This window comes from Sphingomonas sp. BRN-1R (genome assembly GCF_057748035.1).
The window spans coordinates 407,501-422,257 of the sequence record NZ_CM173236.1 but is presented as its reverse complement, the minus strand read 5'-3'; the positions used below and the strand labels follow the sequence as shown (position 1 = coordinate 422,257).

Genomic DNA, 14,757 nt, shown 5'->3' with positions numbered 1-14,757 from the left:
CCCCGACGAAAACCGCTCTAGTGATCGAGATCGCCTCATCGGTTGATCCCTGCGAGGCCGAAGGGCGTTTTCGACGGATTGAAGAGGAAATGACTGCGGACGTGGACAACGCCATGGACATCGACGAGGAGAGCGGCCTTCGGAAGGTCCGATGCATCGTAGAGGAGATCGGTGAGGTGATCGGTTTTGACTGGCGCCGGAACGATGACGGCGTCGTGTTCGCGCTATCTCTGCGCTACTTGCGTTCGTGATTGGCTCGGCATCGGGAGCGTCCGTGGCGTCCGCTATTTTACTGGTCGAGGATGACGCCTTTAAGCAGAAGGAGCTCGAGGGTGCGCTATTCGAGCTGATTCCGGACGCGGAGGTCCGCGTGGGACGATCCGTCCGGCAGGCACTGACGCTCCTCGGCGAGAGGGCCTATGACCTCATCGTCCTCGATATGGCGTTGCCGAGCCACGAGGTTCGACCCGCGGCGGCTCAACCGATGTCGCAGCCGTCCGGCGGCGTAGAACTGTTGCTAGAGCTGTCCTACGAGCAGCGTGGAGATCCCGTGATCATCGTGACCCAATATCCCGAAATAGAATTCGATGGCCGCCTCTTCGCACTATCGCAGTTCGCCCGCGCCTTCGGCAAGAAGGCGTCCGCCAACCTACGCGGCGCGGTCTATTTCAACGTTTTAAACAGCGGCTGGCGGGCCGAGTTGCGGCGGCTCGTCCGATGAGGCGGGTCCGGGTGCTCGTCGTAGAGGACGAGACCGATAAGCGGGACGCCGTTCGGGAGGAGATCCGGTCTTTCTTTGAGGGAAGCGTCGAGATTGAGGAGTGCGCCACCTTCGGGCAGGCGGCGCGGAGCCTGTCTAGGTCGCAGTTCGATCTTGTGGTTACCGACCTCCTCCTTCCGCGTCTCGACGGGCAGGCGCCTACGGACGTGTCTGAGGAGCTAATCGAGCAGTTCGCTGAGAGTGAGTTGAATCGGTCGGCCACGGTGGTCGCGGTCTCAAGGTTTGAGGAGGTCGTGGCGCAACGGGGCGGCGCCTTCACGAGAGCAGGTATTCTGCTCATCGGATATTCGCAGGACGACGCATGGCGTTCGTGCCTACGCGTTTGCATGCAGCGCGTGGCGAGCAGGACGGTCTACGATTTCGTCGTTGTCTGCGCGCTAGAGCTGGAGCGCACCGCCTTCGAGGCAGTCTCGAGAGACGATTTCACCGTCGGCAGCTATGTTAGGTTCGCTGGCCTCGACGGCCGGGAGATGTCGCTCGGTGGCCTCGAGGGCATCTGCATCCTTCAGCCTCAGATGGGACTGGTCGATGCCGGTATCATCGCCAGCCGCGCGCTGAGCGTGTTTTCCCCAAGGTTGATCTGCATGACCGGCGTGTGTGGCGGTTTTGCGGAACAGGCGCCAATCGGGGCATTGGTCGTGTCGGACTTCACCTGGGAGCACCAGGCAGGCAAGCAGCTTCCCGACAGTTTCGAGATCCGAAGCTATCAGGAGAGCATGGGTAACGAGACGCGCATCGTCCTTAGTCAGCTCATCGAGGAGGACCGTTGCCTGTCTCGGCTCGCCTCCAAGCGGCATGAGGTCGCAGTGCCGTCCGTCGAGGCCGTTCTCGCACCATCGGTGAGCGGTTCGGCGGTTATCGCGTCTGAAAGATACGCCGCGCGGATCGCTGAGCAGCACGGAAAGGTGGCGGCGGTAGACATGGAGGTCTTCGGCATCTATCGCGCGGCCGCCCTGCATGGCTCGCCCGTGGTTTGCTTCGCCGCCAAGACGGTCGTCGATCACGCTGATGAAGCAAAAGGCGCGACGCCCCAGCAGCCTGGCGCGATCCTGTCCGCTCGCTTCGCGGTTGAGGCAATTGACCGCCTCCTTACCGGGGGCTGAGATTCGATGCCCGACAATGCGGAGCGGCCCCGCGCAAACGGCCGCTATCGCAGATCGACATCCCGAAAGTTGTCAGTCTTCGATCAGCCAGACTTTAGCGTTCAGGGTGTCGGAAATACATCGCCCTCGAACGTCGGGTTCTGGCGGCAGCCGACTTTCAAATTGCCTCGCGGGAATGTCCCAGTTCACATCGTCCCGGGGACGAAGGGTGCCGAACGATCATGTAGACGCTCAAGAAAGAACGTTCTAGAGCGGTTTTCGTCGGGGCTGAATCGTTGGGGATTCACACGGCACCCGTTTTCTGATTCACGATCCGTGCTGGCGAAGGAGGCCGGGATGGATGGGCCGAGCGTTATCGCGTGATCTTCGGGATCGTGTCATCGCTGCTGTCGAAAGCGGGGTGTCTTGCCGGCAGGCGGCAGAGCGGTTCGGCGTCAGCGCGGCAAGCGCGATCCGCTGGCGACAGCTGGTGCTCGCTCATGGCACGCCGGCGGCCAAGCCGCAGGGCGGTGATCGCCGAAGTCCCAAGATTGAGGACCATGCCGCCTTCATTCTGGAGGCGATCGAGCAGCAGCCGGATCCGACGCTGGCAGAGCTTCGTGGGGTGCTGGCCGAGCGTGGCGTGAGCGTCAGCATCGCCACGCTCTGGCGCTTCTTCGCCCGCCACGGGATCACGCGCAAAAAAAGACCGGCCACGCGACGGAGCAAGATCGTCCCGACGTCCTGAAGCGTCGCGAGGAGTGGTTCGAGGGCCAGCTCGATCTCGACCCCGACAAGCTGGTCTTCATCGACGAGACCTGGGCGTCTACCAACATGGCGCGGCGCCATGGTCGCTGCCGGCGGGGCCAGCGCTTGCGCGCCGGCATCCCCTTCGGACATTGGAAGACCACGACCTTCGTCGCCGGCCTGCGCCGCACGGGCATGGTAGCACCCTGGGTGCTCGACGGACCAATGAACGCCGATGCGTTCCTCACCTACGTCACGCGCGTGCTCGTGCCGGAACTCGGCCGCGGTGACGTGGTCGTGATGGACAACCTGTCGAGCCACAAGGCGCCGGCCGTGCGAGCCGCCATCGAAAGCGTTGGCGCAACGCTCCTCTTCCTCCCGCCCTACAGCCCAGACTTCAACCCGATCGAGCAGGCCTTCTCCAAGCTGAAGGCGCACCTGCGAAAAGCGGCCGAGCGGACCGTCCATGGCCTATGGAACGCCATCGGTCGCATCCTCGATCTCTACTCGCCCCAGGAATGTGCCAACTACTTCGCCGCCTGCGGCTACGATGCAGACTGATCGAAAACCGCTCTAGCCATGTTCCACTTTGAGGTAATGGATGCGACCTGAGCGTCATCGGAGAGAGGGATGCTTGACTTCAGACGCCTGCGTGGGGGTGCCGATGGTCAAAGGGGCTCTTTCGAGCGCCTCCTGCGACATCTTGCGGAGGTAATCCCGCCTACGGGCGCGACCGAGTTCCGGCCAATCGAAGGCGCAGGCGGTGATGGCGGCGTCGAAGCCTATTGGGTGATCGAGGATGGAACCGAAGAGGGCTACCAGGCTAAGTTCCACGAGGAAGCGGGCGACATAAACTGGACGGCCCTCAACAGCTCAATCACGACCGCGATCACCACGCACCCGGCGATGACGCGCATTACCGTCGGCATGCCGTGCGACCTAACCGATGTCAGGAACCAACGTGGCACTTCGGCGCGCGAGAAGTGGAACAAGCGGCTCCAAGGCTGGAAGAAAGCTGCCGAAGAAAGGCCATTCACGGTAGATTTCCTTGGCGGCAGCCAGATTGAGCGCATGCTTACCAACCCGCGTGCAGCGGGTCTGCGCGAATACTGGTTCGCCGAACGCGAGCTGTCGGAATCATGGTTTCGCGAGCACTTCGTGCAAACCGTCGCCGCACTCGATGAGCGCTATCATCCCGAGGACCATGTCGATGTCGAGGCGAGCCAGCTGTTCCAGGCGCTGCGCGGCAGCGCCGGATGGCGCGAAAGCTACCGGCATCCGGTTTCAGCACTAACCGAGCTTTTGCCCGACGATCCCGGCGATGGGACGGTAGACGCAGAATGGTATGGCGCCCTCTCTGTCGCGATGCACGGCCTTGAGACAATTGCTGCGCGGCCACTTCGACAGGAAGAGGCCTTTCCCCTGCAGGACTGGCTGGACGCGTGCGAGGCTGCGGTCGACGCCATCGGGCGAGCCGGCCCCACAATTTACGATGAAAACAGGCCGGATCGGGATAGTTTCGGTCTGCGCAAACTGCGGGAGCGCCTCGACCAGATGGACGAGGCGCTGGTCGATTTGCGAGATCGGTTCGAAGGAATGTTCCAGCAGGCGGACCAGTCGCGGTTTGCGATTATCGAGGGCGAAGCGGGAAGCGGCAAATCCCATCTCATGGCGCGGGAGGTAGGGGCTGCCATTGATGCCGGTGAACCGGCGATCATGCTCCTTGGGACTGACTTCAGGCATGGCGACGAGCCAGGCATTGAGATCGCGCGCCGGCTGGAGCTGCCGGGGATGACAACGGAGATGCTGCTCGGCGCCCTGGAGGCCGCGGCAGCGGCCCGCGGAACGCGCGCCCTTATCTGCATCGACGCGCTCAATGAAGGCGGAGGAGCGAAATATTGGCGTAATCGTCTCTCGGGCTTCGCAGCCAAGGTTCGGGCTAACCCTCGGCTGGCACTCTGCGTCTCCTGTCGAGACGTATATTCCGAGCGCGTGTTCACAGCCTTGTCGAGGGAGCATGCGGCCGAGATCGTTATCGCAGGCTTCGAGACGGAAGAGGAGCGTGAGCGGGCGGCTGTGGTCTATATGGACCGACGTGGCATAACGCGGCCGGCATCCCCTTGGCTTCCCCCGGAGTTCGTCAATCCGCTATTCTTGCGTACCACCTGCGTTGCCCTCCAGCGACAGGGAAAGACCCAGTTCCCATTGGGATTGCGCGGATCGCGCGAGATGCTTCGGTTCTACCTCGATGCCGCAGCTACGACGCTGGGGACAATGTATGACGGCAGCGCGGCACTCGTTGCTCCGCTGACCAGGGGGTTGCTCGACATCGCCAGCGCCATGGCAGACGGTCGGGTTGACTATATCGAGCGCCGAGCAGCCGCCCGCCTACTGGATGCAGCCTTCGCGAGCTACCAAGCGCCGAATGATAAGGGCTGGCTGGACCTTCTCCATCTGCACGGCCTGCTGCGGTACGATCCGCCGCCCTATGACGAAAAGACCGAAGATGATCCGCTCGATGTGCGGGAGGATGTCCTGCGCTTTGCGTTCCAGCGCATCCAAGACCAGCTTGTCGCAAAAAGCCTGACGCAGGGAATATGCGAACCTGGGACACCCTTCGAAGAGGGCGGTCCATTCGCATTCATGCTCGGTCGCTGGGGTATCGAGGATGAATGGCGCGGCGTCTTCGATGCCCTTGGGATCGTGTTCGCCGATGAGTGGCGGATCGAAATTGTCGATCACCTCCCTGGCGGCCAGGAACGGTGGTGGGGGCGCACCTCGATCCAGGAGGCGTTCGTCGAGAGCGTGCGCTGGCGCCAGCACGGTTCCTTTAGTGATCGCACGGTCGAGTTGCTGAACCGGTTAAGCTGGCAAGCAACCCCATTGGAACTCCTGATCGAGCTTTCGGCTGTTGAGGGGCATCCATGGAACGGGGATATGCTGCACCGGAATCTGGCGAAGCGCCCCATGCCCGAGCGGGATGCCTTGTGGACGCAGCGTGTGAACGGCGAGGTCGACCAGCGCGGCGCTGCCCACCGGATCGCCAGTTGGGGGCTGGGTAAAGGGCCGGATACCGCAAGTGACGAGACGGTGAGGCTGGCGCTGTCGACACTTGGCTGGATACTTACCTCCTCGAACAGGACACTACGAGATCGCGCCACGAAGGCGGCAACCGAAATCCTGATGCGCCATCCGGCCGCCGTGGCGCCGTTCGTAGAGCGCCTAGCTGGGGTCGATGATCCTTACGTCGTGGAACGGGTGTTGGCCGCCGTGGCCGGGGCGTGCTTACGCAACCCCGAGGCAAGTCGTGTTGCCACCGCCGCAGACGCGATATGGCGGCATGTCTTTTCCGGAACGTCCATTCCCCTGCACGTCCTCACCCGCGATTATGGTCGGCTGGTGATGGAGCTGGCGTTCGACAGGAATGTGCTGCCTGCCGAGTGCGATATCGCCAGGTGCCGTCCCCCCTACGGCAGCAAAGCGCCGCGCTTCGGGCTGGATAAGGCGAAAGTGGAGGCAGAGGCCGACGCCGTTGGCGATCGCCATATCGTGGATTCGTGCAGCGGCTTCGGAGGTGATTTCGGCGATAAAATCATCAAGTCACGAATCCGCGAGTTCACCAGCATTCCGCTTTCGCGACCAAGGCCGATCCGCCTTTCGGAGGCCTTTGAACTGTTCAAGGCGAGGTGGATCGCCGGGGATGAAATGAAGGAAAATCTCCTTGATCTCGCCGAGCTGACTGCGTCGCATTCCGGAAAGAATGATGACGCTGGCGCCAAATCTGGTGAGGGTGAGACATTCGTGCACGCCGACCGTCATCTGCGCCGGCTGCTCGGAGTCCGAGCGACGAAAGCCTATGAGGAAGATGTCATCCCGCACCTCAAAGGCCGGGAGGGGTGGTCTGGCATTGGCAAGGAACTTCCGCTCGTCGACCATAAGCAGGCGCGGCTATGGATCGCCCGCCGGGCCATCAGGCTAGGCTGGTCGAGCAAACGGTTTCCGCGCGACTATGGCGCCGGGAGCGATACCGCCCCTCATGCCAGGATCGAGCGGATCGGGAAAAAATATCAGTGGATCGCATTCCACGAGCTGCTCGCACGCCTCGCGGACAACGTCTGGCTCGCCCCGGAATGGGGACCGCTCGAAGCCCGCGCATACGACGTGCCGACCGACCTTCCCTTTCTGCGCGATATCGAGCCCACCGTGCGGCCAATCGAAGATGAAGATATAGGCTTCTCTGCAACATCGATCCCGGCCGTCCCCCGCATCGCAATCGACAAGGTCGCGACGGAAGACATGCCCTCCTGGGTTTTCGACGACGCGATCCCGCGTGAACGGCTGTCACTGGGACTGTGCGGGGATGTGTCGGACGGCGACTGGCTCACCCTTTACCGTTACACGGATAGCAAGACGCGCCATCCGGGCGTCGATCGCATGGGCGGCGCGCCGTTCAGATTGAACGACTTCCACTTCCTGATGATGGTCGGCATAGAAGCTGGGCAGGAAGCGCTATTCGCCCGGCGAATGAGCCGCGCCTGGGCCGATTTTCACCACGACTGGATGATGTGGGGCGACCTGACCGATGGTCCCTACGTCTATGAAGCGGGCGCCCGCAGCACCTGGCCCGATACGGAATGGGTTGATTCGGACGGGATTCAATCGGCGGAAGCTCGCTATCTACGGCTCTGCCGGCAGTATCGCTGGGAGCACCATCTTGATGCGACCCTGCCCTCTGGACTTTCCATGCATGTGCCCAGCCCCTGGTTGCTCAAAGAACTCGACGTCGGCGCCGATCCCAACCTCCCCGGGGTGTGGCTCGACGCCGATGGCCAGCAGGTTATCATGTCGAGTACGGGCGACCGGAACTCGTTCTGCCTTGTGCGACGTGGCGCGCTCGAACAAGTGCTCGAGGCACGAGGCGTAACGCCTCTTTGGGTAGGTATCGGAGAGCGCGGCGCGTGGCCCGACGCCAAGAAGAATGCAGGCCCGCAGCGACGCTGGAACGGAGTGTTCTGGCAGAGCGGCAAAGACGTTCTGGTTGAGGCCTGGGCCAAGGATCATCGTCCTGATCGGCCGATGCGGCAGGAGAAAGTCCGCTTGTATAGGGCAACCTCGAATGTTTCGGCCGAAGCAAATTAGACAAAGCCATCTGCTATCGCGTATCAGTTTATGATTTTGCTAGACTCTATGACAAAGCAATCGAACCAGACCGAGCCCTTCATTGCCATTCGCGAGTTCCTAAAGGCCCGCGAAATTCTCGTAGGCTTGGAAAAGCATGGGGTGGGCAATGACCAGCTATACTATCACTGGTTAGGAACAATTTGTCTTGAGCCCTCCCATCGCGACCTCACCGCCTTGCTCGATCGGCTGGAGAAAGAAGATTTCATCGCGACCGGACGAACCGACGGTTTCCGCGTGATCAAAGCCACGCGAGCCGGCATTGAATCCGCACAGTCTCGGGCCGGCGTTGACTGTATCGCCCGTGTAGAGCTCCGGTAGGCTGTAGCGCTTTGCCTTACGCATGCGAAGCGCGTTCGATAGCTCTGGTATCTGTCTGATGAGGCCCGATGTCGCTAGCGACGTTATTCCAGACGAAACCGACATAGTGGTCACGGAGGTCGTCTTGCATTGAGAGGAAGGCAATGACTGAGCCCGGCCCAACGGCGATGCGCCCTGATGACCTAACTAGAGATGGAGGGCGGCCTTCGATCCCCAAGCGGCGGCCTGAGCAGGAGGTGTTCGACGAGATCGCGGAGCTCACCGCCACGTTTGGCTACGCGCATGTGATCGCATTCCTGTGCGTGCGCGACAATTTCATCTGGCATCGCCGCGACGTGATGAAGGCCGAGGACATGCAGCACCTTTATTCGAGGTCGCGGCTGATCCGGACTGAGATGTCCACGCTCATCGGACTGATGGTGCGCGCCGGTGGCGATCTGGCCGCTCCGCCACCCGTCGACGTCGACTCGCTCGTCAAGCGGACTGACGCCCTGATGGAGGAACTGCACCGGAGCATGGGCGCGCCGACGCTCGACGGCATGTTCAAGGCGTTCGAGGCCGGCGAGATCCCGCCCGACCCTTGGGAAAGCGGTGGCGCGATGCGCGAGCCGATCTTCTATGGCGGCGAAGGCGCCTTCTCGTTCCAGAACTGCGACTTCGCGATCGACAAGTATGCGGCCGATCACCCCTGGCTGAAGGAGCATCGGAAGGCCGGAATCGCCGACATGGTCGCCTTCGCCAAGGCCGCCGCCGACATCCAGAACCGCAAGGTCTCTGGCGCGATGGCGGCGGGCGCAAACACGCCAGGCGATCCGCGCCTGCTCGAGGCGTTCACGCTGACCGCCGCCGAGATCGCTCCTGTCGCGGGCCTCGGTGAGAACACCGCGAGCGCCTGCATAGCCGCATTCAGGCTGGCTGCGGGGCGCGGCAATCCGACGTTCGCCTCGATCAGCGACTTCAACGCCGTCAACGGATCGCCGGTGCTGGAGACGGGAGACGGTCGCCACCTGCTCTTCCACTTCAACGCGCTGGCGGAGGCCGTCTACGAGTCGCCCTTCTACTGGATGTGGGACGACAAGCCCTACAGACCGGCGCTATCCGACCATCGCGGCGATTTCACCGAAGCTTTCGCGGTCGATCACCTGTCGCGCGTGTTCGGTCCGGCCCGGGTGCACCGTGGCGTGAACATCGACCGCGCAAAGGGCGACCGCTTCGGCGAGATCGACGTGCTCGTGCTGTTCGCCGACCGAGCGATCGTGCTGCAGGCCAAGTCGAAGCGCCTCACCCTCGCCGCGCGCAAGGGCAACGACCTCCAGTTGCGCGGCGACTTCAAGGCCGCGGTCCAAGACGCCTACGACCAAGCCATGGACTGCTCCGCCGCGCTGTCCGACCGCTCGCTGCGCTTCAGCACCGCCGACGGCACGACGGTCGAGATCCCACCCGAGATCTCGCAGGTATTCCCGGTCTGCCTCCTGTCAGACCATTACCCGGCGCTAGCCTTCCAGACGGAACAGTTCCTTGTGCGGCGGGAGGAGCCCAAGGTCCTAGCCCCGCTCGTCATCGACGTCTTCACGCTGGACGTGATGGCCGAGATGCTCGAGCGGCCGATCCGCTTCCTGAGCTATCTCGAGCTGCGCGCGATCCACGGACCGAAGGTCCTCATCCATCACGAGATCACGCTGCTGTCCTACCACCTGAAATACAATCTGTGGCTGGAGAAGGAGCACGACATGGTCGTGTTCGAGGACGACTTCGCGGCCGACATAGAGATCGCAATGGGCGTGCGGAGGATGGGCCAGCCCGGCGCGCGGACGCCTAAGGGCGTGCTCACCGTCATCGCCGGATCGAGGCTGGACAGGCTCATCCGCGCGATCGAGGCGAACCCGACCGGCACGCTGACCGACACGGTCATGCTCGCCTATCAGCTCGCCGAAGAGGGCATGACGGAACTGCGCGACAACCTCGACAAGGTGGTTGCGAACGCAGGGCGGCGGGGCTCATCAAACTTCGTGCTCGGCTTCGGCGGGTCGGGCATTGCCGTCCATTGCAACGGCGACACCGACGCCAACAGTTTCGCCAAGATCGACGACCACATGCTCGCGCGTAAGTATCGTAGTCGCGTGGACAGCTGGTATGGCATCGTCATCGGACCCAGTGGAACGCTGCGCTTCGGGCACAAGGTCGAGTTTCCCTGGAAGCATGACAGCAAGGCTGAACGCGCCGCCAACAAGCTCATCAAGCGCCCGGTCACAACGCTCGCCGCTCCGCGGCCCGCGCTAGGCGGGCGCAACGAGCCCTGTCACTGCGGAAGCGGCTTGAAGTACAAAAGATGTCATTTGGACATTGATCAACGCGGGTGAATGCCGCCAGCCGGTCCTTGTTGAGTCATTCGGCGACGGCATCCTTGTGAGGCGGAACGTCTGCTCCTTCCAAAAGCCGAAACTCGAGTGGCGAAGCGGGAACGACGGCGTAGTCCCAGACCCTGCCTTCCGAGATATGGTCGCAATGCCGTCGGCTTTCGAGCGATCGGCTAGCGGATCGCAATGACCGATAATAGGGCGCATAGCTGTCGTCGCGGTTCGGCTGAACAAACGTCAGCTTACGCCGGACCGCTACCCGAAAGCGGCCAGTCCGTTCTCCACCAGTTTCACCCCAGTATCGGCCGTTCCGCAATTGCGACACTATCGTCGTTGACAGCAGCTTGCGTTCGCTGCGGCCTTAACATCCGCATGATGTAGACGTCCCAGGCATCGAGCATACGTCGCCTGGGCGTGAGGTAGAGCGCGCTGTTGTAAGCACCACGAACCTCGTCGCGCTCGGCATGGGCGAGCGCCAGCTCGATCCAGTCAGGCCGGTAATGCTCGGCTTCGTTGGCCCAGGTCGACGCGATCCCGCGAAAGCCGTGGACGGTCTGGCGACCACGATAGCCCATCCGGTAGCAGCCGTAGATCATGGTGTTCTGGGAGATCGGCTGACCGAGCTTGTCGCCGGGAAACACAAAGCCTGATTGCCCCGCGGCGCCTAGCCCGGCAAGAATCGCAACGGCGGCTTTTGAGAGCGGCACGAGGTGCTCGCGTCCCATTTTCATCCGCTCGGCGGGTACGCGCCACAATGGCTCGGGACCATCGAGCCCCTCGAACTCATCCCAGGTGGCGAGCCGGGTTTCGTTAGTGCGCGCCCAGGTGAGCAGCGTAAACATCAGCGCGGCGCGGGTGACGGCACGACGCTTGGGGTTTTCCTCGCCATCATAGCTTTCGATGGCGCGGACCAGATCGGGAAGCTCGTCCATGCCAATCCGCGCCATGTGCCGCGTGCGCGGTTTGGGCTTGAGCAGATCAGAGAGATGCGCGGCCGGATCGACATCGGCCCAACCCTGCGGGATGGCGAACCGATAGATCTGGCTGACATGCTGCTTGAGCCGGCGACTGACGTCGAGCGCGCCGCGCGCTTCAACCGTCCGCACCATCGCCAACACGTCAGCGGCGGTAATCGCACGCAGATCACGATCACCGAATGCGGGAAACGCATTGCGCTCGAGCCGCGTCAGCAAGCGCGAGGCATGACCAGGGTCGAGCACCGCTTCACGATTTTTGTGCCACGCCCGCGCAGCCGCTTCAAACGTCGTGACCGGCGCGGGCGCTGCCTTGGCGCCGGGGTCCCTGCCTTGCCCAAGCGCCAGCCTGGCCTCGGCGCGCCGCAGCCGCGCGGCAGCAAGGCTAGTGTCGGGATAGGCACCAAAGGAAAGCAGCTTCTCCTTGCCGTCAAAGCGATACTTGAACCGCCAGAGCTTGGAGCCATTGAGCCGGACGAGGAAGTAGAGCCCCTCGCCATCGGTGAGCTTGTAATCCTTCGAGCGTTTGGTGGCGTAGCGCGCTTCAAGTTCCTTGAGAGCCATGGGGGTACTCCTGCCGAGTTGGCGGGCATTACCCCTGAAAGTACCCCCAAATGCAAATCGACGTCATGGCATCCAGCGACATTCAGCGAGACGCTTGCGAAGCCGGTGAGACGAGGCAAACGATGGAAAGAAGGCAATAAAAAACCGCCTCGGGGGTATCCTGAGACGGTTTGGAATATGGGAGTTTGGTTGCGGGGACAGGATTTGAACCTGTGACCTTCAGGTTATGAGCCTGACGAGCTACCGGGCTGCTCCACCCCGCGCCGGGATCCTCCTTTTGGGGAGGGGACAAGTGAATGGGTTCTTGTATTGTGACACGCACGCGCACGGGCTTCAATGCCTGGCGACGACCTACTCTTCCATCGCTTAAGCGATAGTACCATTGGCGCAGACTGGTTTCACGGCCGAGTTCGGGATGGGATCGGGTGGTTCACAGACGCTATAGCCACCAGGCAATGGAGCCGGTGCGCGTGGGTGTTTGGTTGGTTTAAAATCGGTGCCGTGCATATGTGTGTTGGGTGTTTGTATCAGGCGTTGGCATTTGATCATCTGCCTCGCCGACGTGGCTGGTATCCAGCATTGTCATTGATGGCGGGACTCTCAAGCGCGAATAGAGCAATTAGTATCGGTTAGCTCCATGCGTTACCGCACTTCTACATCCGATCTATCAACGTGATGGTCTTTCACGGCTCTATGAAATCTTATCTCGAGGGAGGCTTCCCGCTTAGATGCTTTCAGCGGTTATCCCGTCCGTACATAGCTACCCTGCTGCGCCGTTGGCACGACGACAGGTACACCAGAGGTACGTTCAACCCGGTCCTCTCGTACTAGGGTCAACTCCTCTCAAATTTCGACGCCCACGGCAGATAGGGACCAAACTGTCTCGCGACGTTCTGAACCCAGCTCACGTACCACTTTAATTGGCGAACAGCCAAACCCTTGGGACCTGCTCCAGCCCCAGGATGTGATGAGCCGACATCGAGGTGCCAAACAACCCCGTCGATATGAGCTCTTGGGGGTTATCAGCCTGTTATCCCCGGCGTACCTTTTATCCGTTGAGCGATGGCCCTTCCACGAGGGACCACCGGATCACTATGACCGACTTTCGTCTCTGCTCGACTTGTCAGTCTCGCAGTCAGGCGGGCTTATGCCATTGCACTCTAACAGACGGTTTCCAACCGTCCTGAGCCCACCATCGCGCGCCTCCGTTACTCTTTAGGAGGCGACCGCCCCAGTCAAACTACCCGCCACAGAGGGTCCCTGATCCAGTTTCATGGATCGAGGTTAGACATCAGAAAACAACAGGGTGGTATTTCACCTATGGCTCCACGTCAGCTGGCGCCAACGCTTCAAAGCCTCCCACCTATGCTACACAGTTCTTTCCTAATGCCACTCTGAAGCTGCAGTAAAGGTGCACGGGGTCTTTCCGTCTAACCGCGGGAACCCCGCATCTTCACGGGGAATTCAATTTCGCTGAGCATGTCCTGGAGACAGTGGGGAAGTCGTTACGCCATTCGTGCAGGTCGGAACTTACCCGACAAGGAATTTCGCTACCTTAGGACCGTTATAGTTACGGCCGCCGTTTACCTGGGCTTCATTTCAGAGCTTGCACTCCTCCACTTAACCTTCAGGCACCGGGCAGGCGTCAGGCCCTATACGTCGTCTTGAAGCCGACTTAGCAGAGCCCTGTGTTTTTGCTAAACAGTCGCTACCCCCTGGCCTGTGCCCCCTCATACTGCTTGCGCAGAGTGAGGGCCTCCTTCTTCCGAAGGTACGGAGGCAATTTGCCGAGTTCCTTCAGGACACTTCTCTCAAGCGCCTTGGTATACTCTACCTGACCACCTGTGTCGGTTTCGGGTACGGTCTATACGGTGGGGCTATTTCCTGGAACCTCTTCGAAGCCCTCCCAATCCAATAAGGGAGAACAACACACGAGATCCGTCACACACCACCAGGCCCACGAATATTAACGTGGTTCCCATCGACTACCCCCTTCGGGCTCGTCTTAGGGGCCGGCTCACCCTGCGCGGATTAGCCTTGCGCAGGAACCCTTGGTCTTTCGGCGAGAGGGCATCTCACCCTCTTTATCGCTACTCATGTCTGCATTCGCACTTCCGATACCTCCACGGCCCATTACCAGACCGCTTCACAGGCGTACGGAACGCTCCGCTACCACGTGGATAAATCCACATCCTAAGCTTCGGTGCATCACTTTAGCCCCGTTACATCTTCGCCGCAGAACCTCTTGTTTAGACCAGTGAGCTGTTACGCTTTCTTTAAAGGATGGCTGCTTCTAAGCCAACCTCCTGGTTGTTTTGGAAGTTCCACATGCTTTCCCACTTAGTGATGACTTGGGGACCTTAGCTGTAGGTCAGGGCTGTTTCCCTTTTGACGACGGACCTTAGCACCCGCCGTCTGTCTCCCGGATATCACTCCTAGGTATTCGGAGTTTGGTTAGAGTTGGTAGGTCTCGCGACCCCCGCATCCATCCAGTGCTCTACCCCCTAGGGTGTCCATCCGAGGCACTACCTCAATAGTTTTCGCGGAGAACCAGCTATTTCCCGGCTTGATTGGCCTTTCACCCCTAAACACAACTCATCCGGTAACTTTTCAACGTTAATCGGTTCGGACCTCCAGTGCGTGTTACCGCACCTTCATCCTGGTCATGCCTAGATCGCCGGGTTTCGGGTCTAATACACCAAACTTAAGTCGCCCTATTCAGACTCGCTTTCGCTGCGCCTACACCTATCGGC

General features: G+C 61.1%; 8 protein-coding genes, 1 tRNA gene and 2 rRNA genes (1 of these 11 running past the window's edge). 6 read left to right on the top strand and 5 right to left on the bottom strand.

The features are described from left to right. The first annotated feature begins 20 nt into the window (after positions 1 to 20). From AC3ANX_RS01990 to AC3ANX_RS01970, 5 genes are all read left to right on the top strand, one after another. Complete coding sequence (locus AC3ANX_RS01990; RefSeq protein WP_488335371.1) at positions 21 to 251, top strand: hypothetical protein; 231 nt, start codon at positions 21 to 23, stop codon at positions 249 to 251. A 23-nt stretch (positions 252 to 274) separates the two neighbouring features. Beyond that, positions 275 to 721: a response regulator gene (locus tag AC3ANX_RS01985; RefSeq protein ID WP_488335370.1), complete on the top strand. Its 447-nt coding sequence runs from the start codon at positions 275 to 277 to the stop codon at positions 719 to 721. 11 nt (positions 722 to 732) lie between these two features. Next, positions 733 to 1,884 (top strand): phosphorylase family protein, encoded by a 1,152-nt coding sequence (locus AC3ANX_RS01980; protein ID WP_488335369.1) that lies wholly within the window; start codon positions 733 to 735, stop codon positions 1,882 to 1,884. A gap of 340 nt (positions 1,885 to 2,224) precedes the next feature. Then, positions 2,225 to 3,171 (top strand): IS630 family transposase gene (locus AC3ANX_RS01975; protein ID WP_488333312.1). Its coding sequence is split into 2 segments (ribosomal slippage): positions 2,225 to 2,561 and positions 2,561 to 3,171, totalling 948 coding nucleotides; the frame shifts between segments, so codons are not numbered across the junction. Between the two features lie 69 nt (positions 3,172 to 3,240). Beyond that, positions 3,241 to 7,749 (top strand): hypothetical protein, encoded by a 4,509-nt coding sequence (locus tag AC3ANX_RS01970; protein WP_488335368.1) that lies wholly within the window; start codon positions 3,241 to 3,243, stop codon positions 7,747 to 7,749. A 171-nt stretch (positions 7,750 to 7,920) separates the two neighbouring features. On the opposite strand, the gene AC3ANX_RS01965 is transcribed toward AC3ANX_RS01970, so the two are convergent. Next, positions 7,921 to 8,133, bottom strand: a complete 213-nt coding sequence (locus tag AC3ANX_RS01965) for a hypothetical protein (protein WP_488335367.1) — start codon at positions 8,131 to 8,133, stop codon at positions 7,921 to 7,923. Between the two features lie 212 nt (positions 8,134 to 8,345). Between AC3ANX_RS01965 and AC3ANX_RS01960 the strand changes: the two genes are divergently transcribed. Next, a complete protein-coding gene (locus AC3ANX_RS01960; protein WP_488335366.1) occupies positions 8,346 to 10,469 on the top strand; it encodes an SEC-C domain-containing protein in 2,124 nt (707 codons plus the stop codon). Positions 10,470 to 10,756: 287 nt separating this feature from the next. Here the strand turns inward: AC3ANX_RS01960 and AC3ANX_RS01955 are convergent, their stop codons facing one another. The 4 genes from AC3ANX_RS01955 to AC3ANX_RS01940 all read right to left on the bottom strand — a co-directional run. After that, on the bottom strand, positions 10,757 to 12,004 hold the full coding sequence (locus AC3ANX_RS01955; protein ID WP_488335365.1) for a tyrosine-type recombinase/integrase: 1,248 nt from the start codon (positions 12,002 to 12,004) through the stop codon (positions 10,757 to 10,759). A gap of 186 nt (positions 12,005 to 12,190) precedes the next feature. Continuing rightward, a tRNA-Met gene (locus AC3ANX_RS01950) sits at positions 12,191 to 12,267 on the bottom strand. A gap of 75 nt (positions 12,268 to 12,342) precedes the next feature. Next, positions 12,343 to 12,457, bottom strand: a 5S ribosomal RNA gene (gene rrf / locus AC3ANX_RS01945). 146 nt (positions 12,458 to 12,603) lie between these two features. After that, positions 12,604 to 14,757: ribosomal RNA gene (locus AC3ANX_RS01940) — 23S ribosomal RNA — on the bottom strand (it continues 667 nt past the right edge of the window).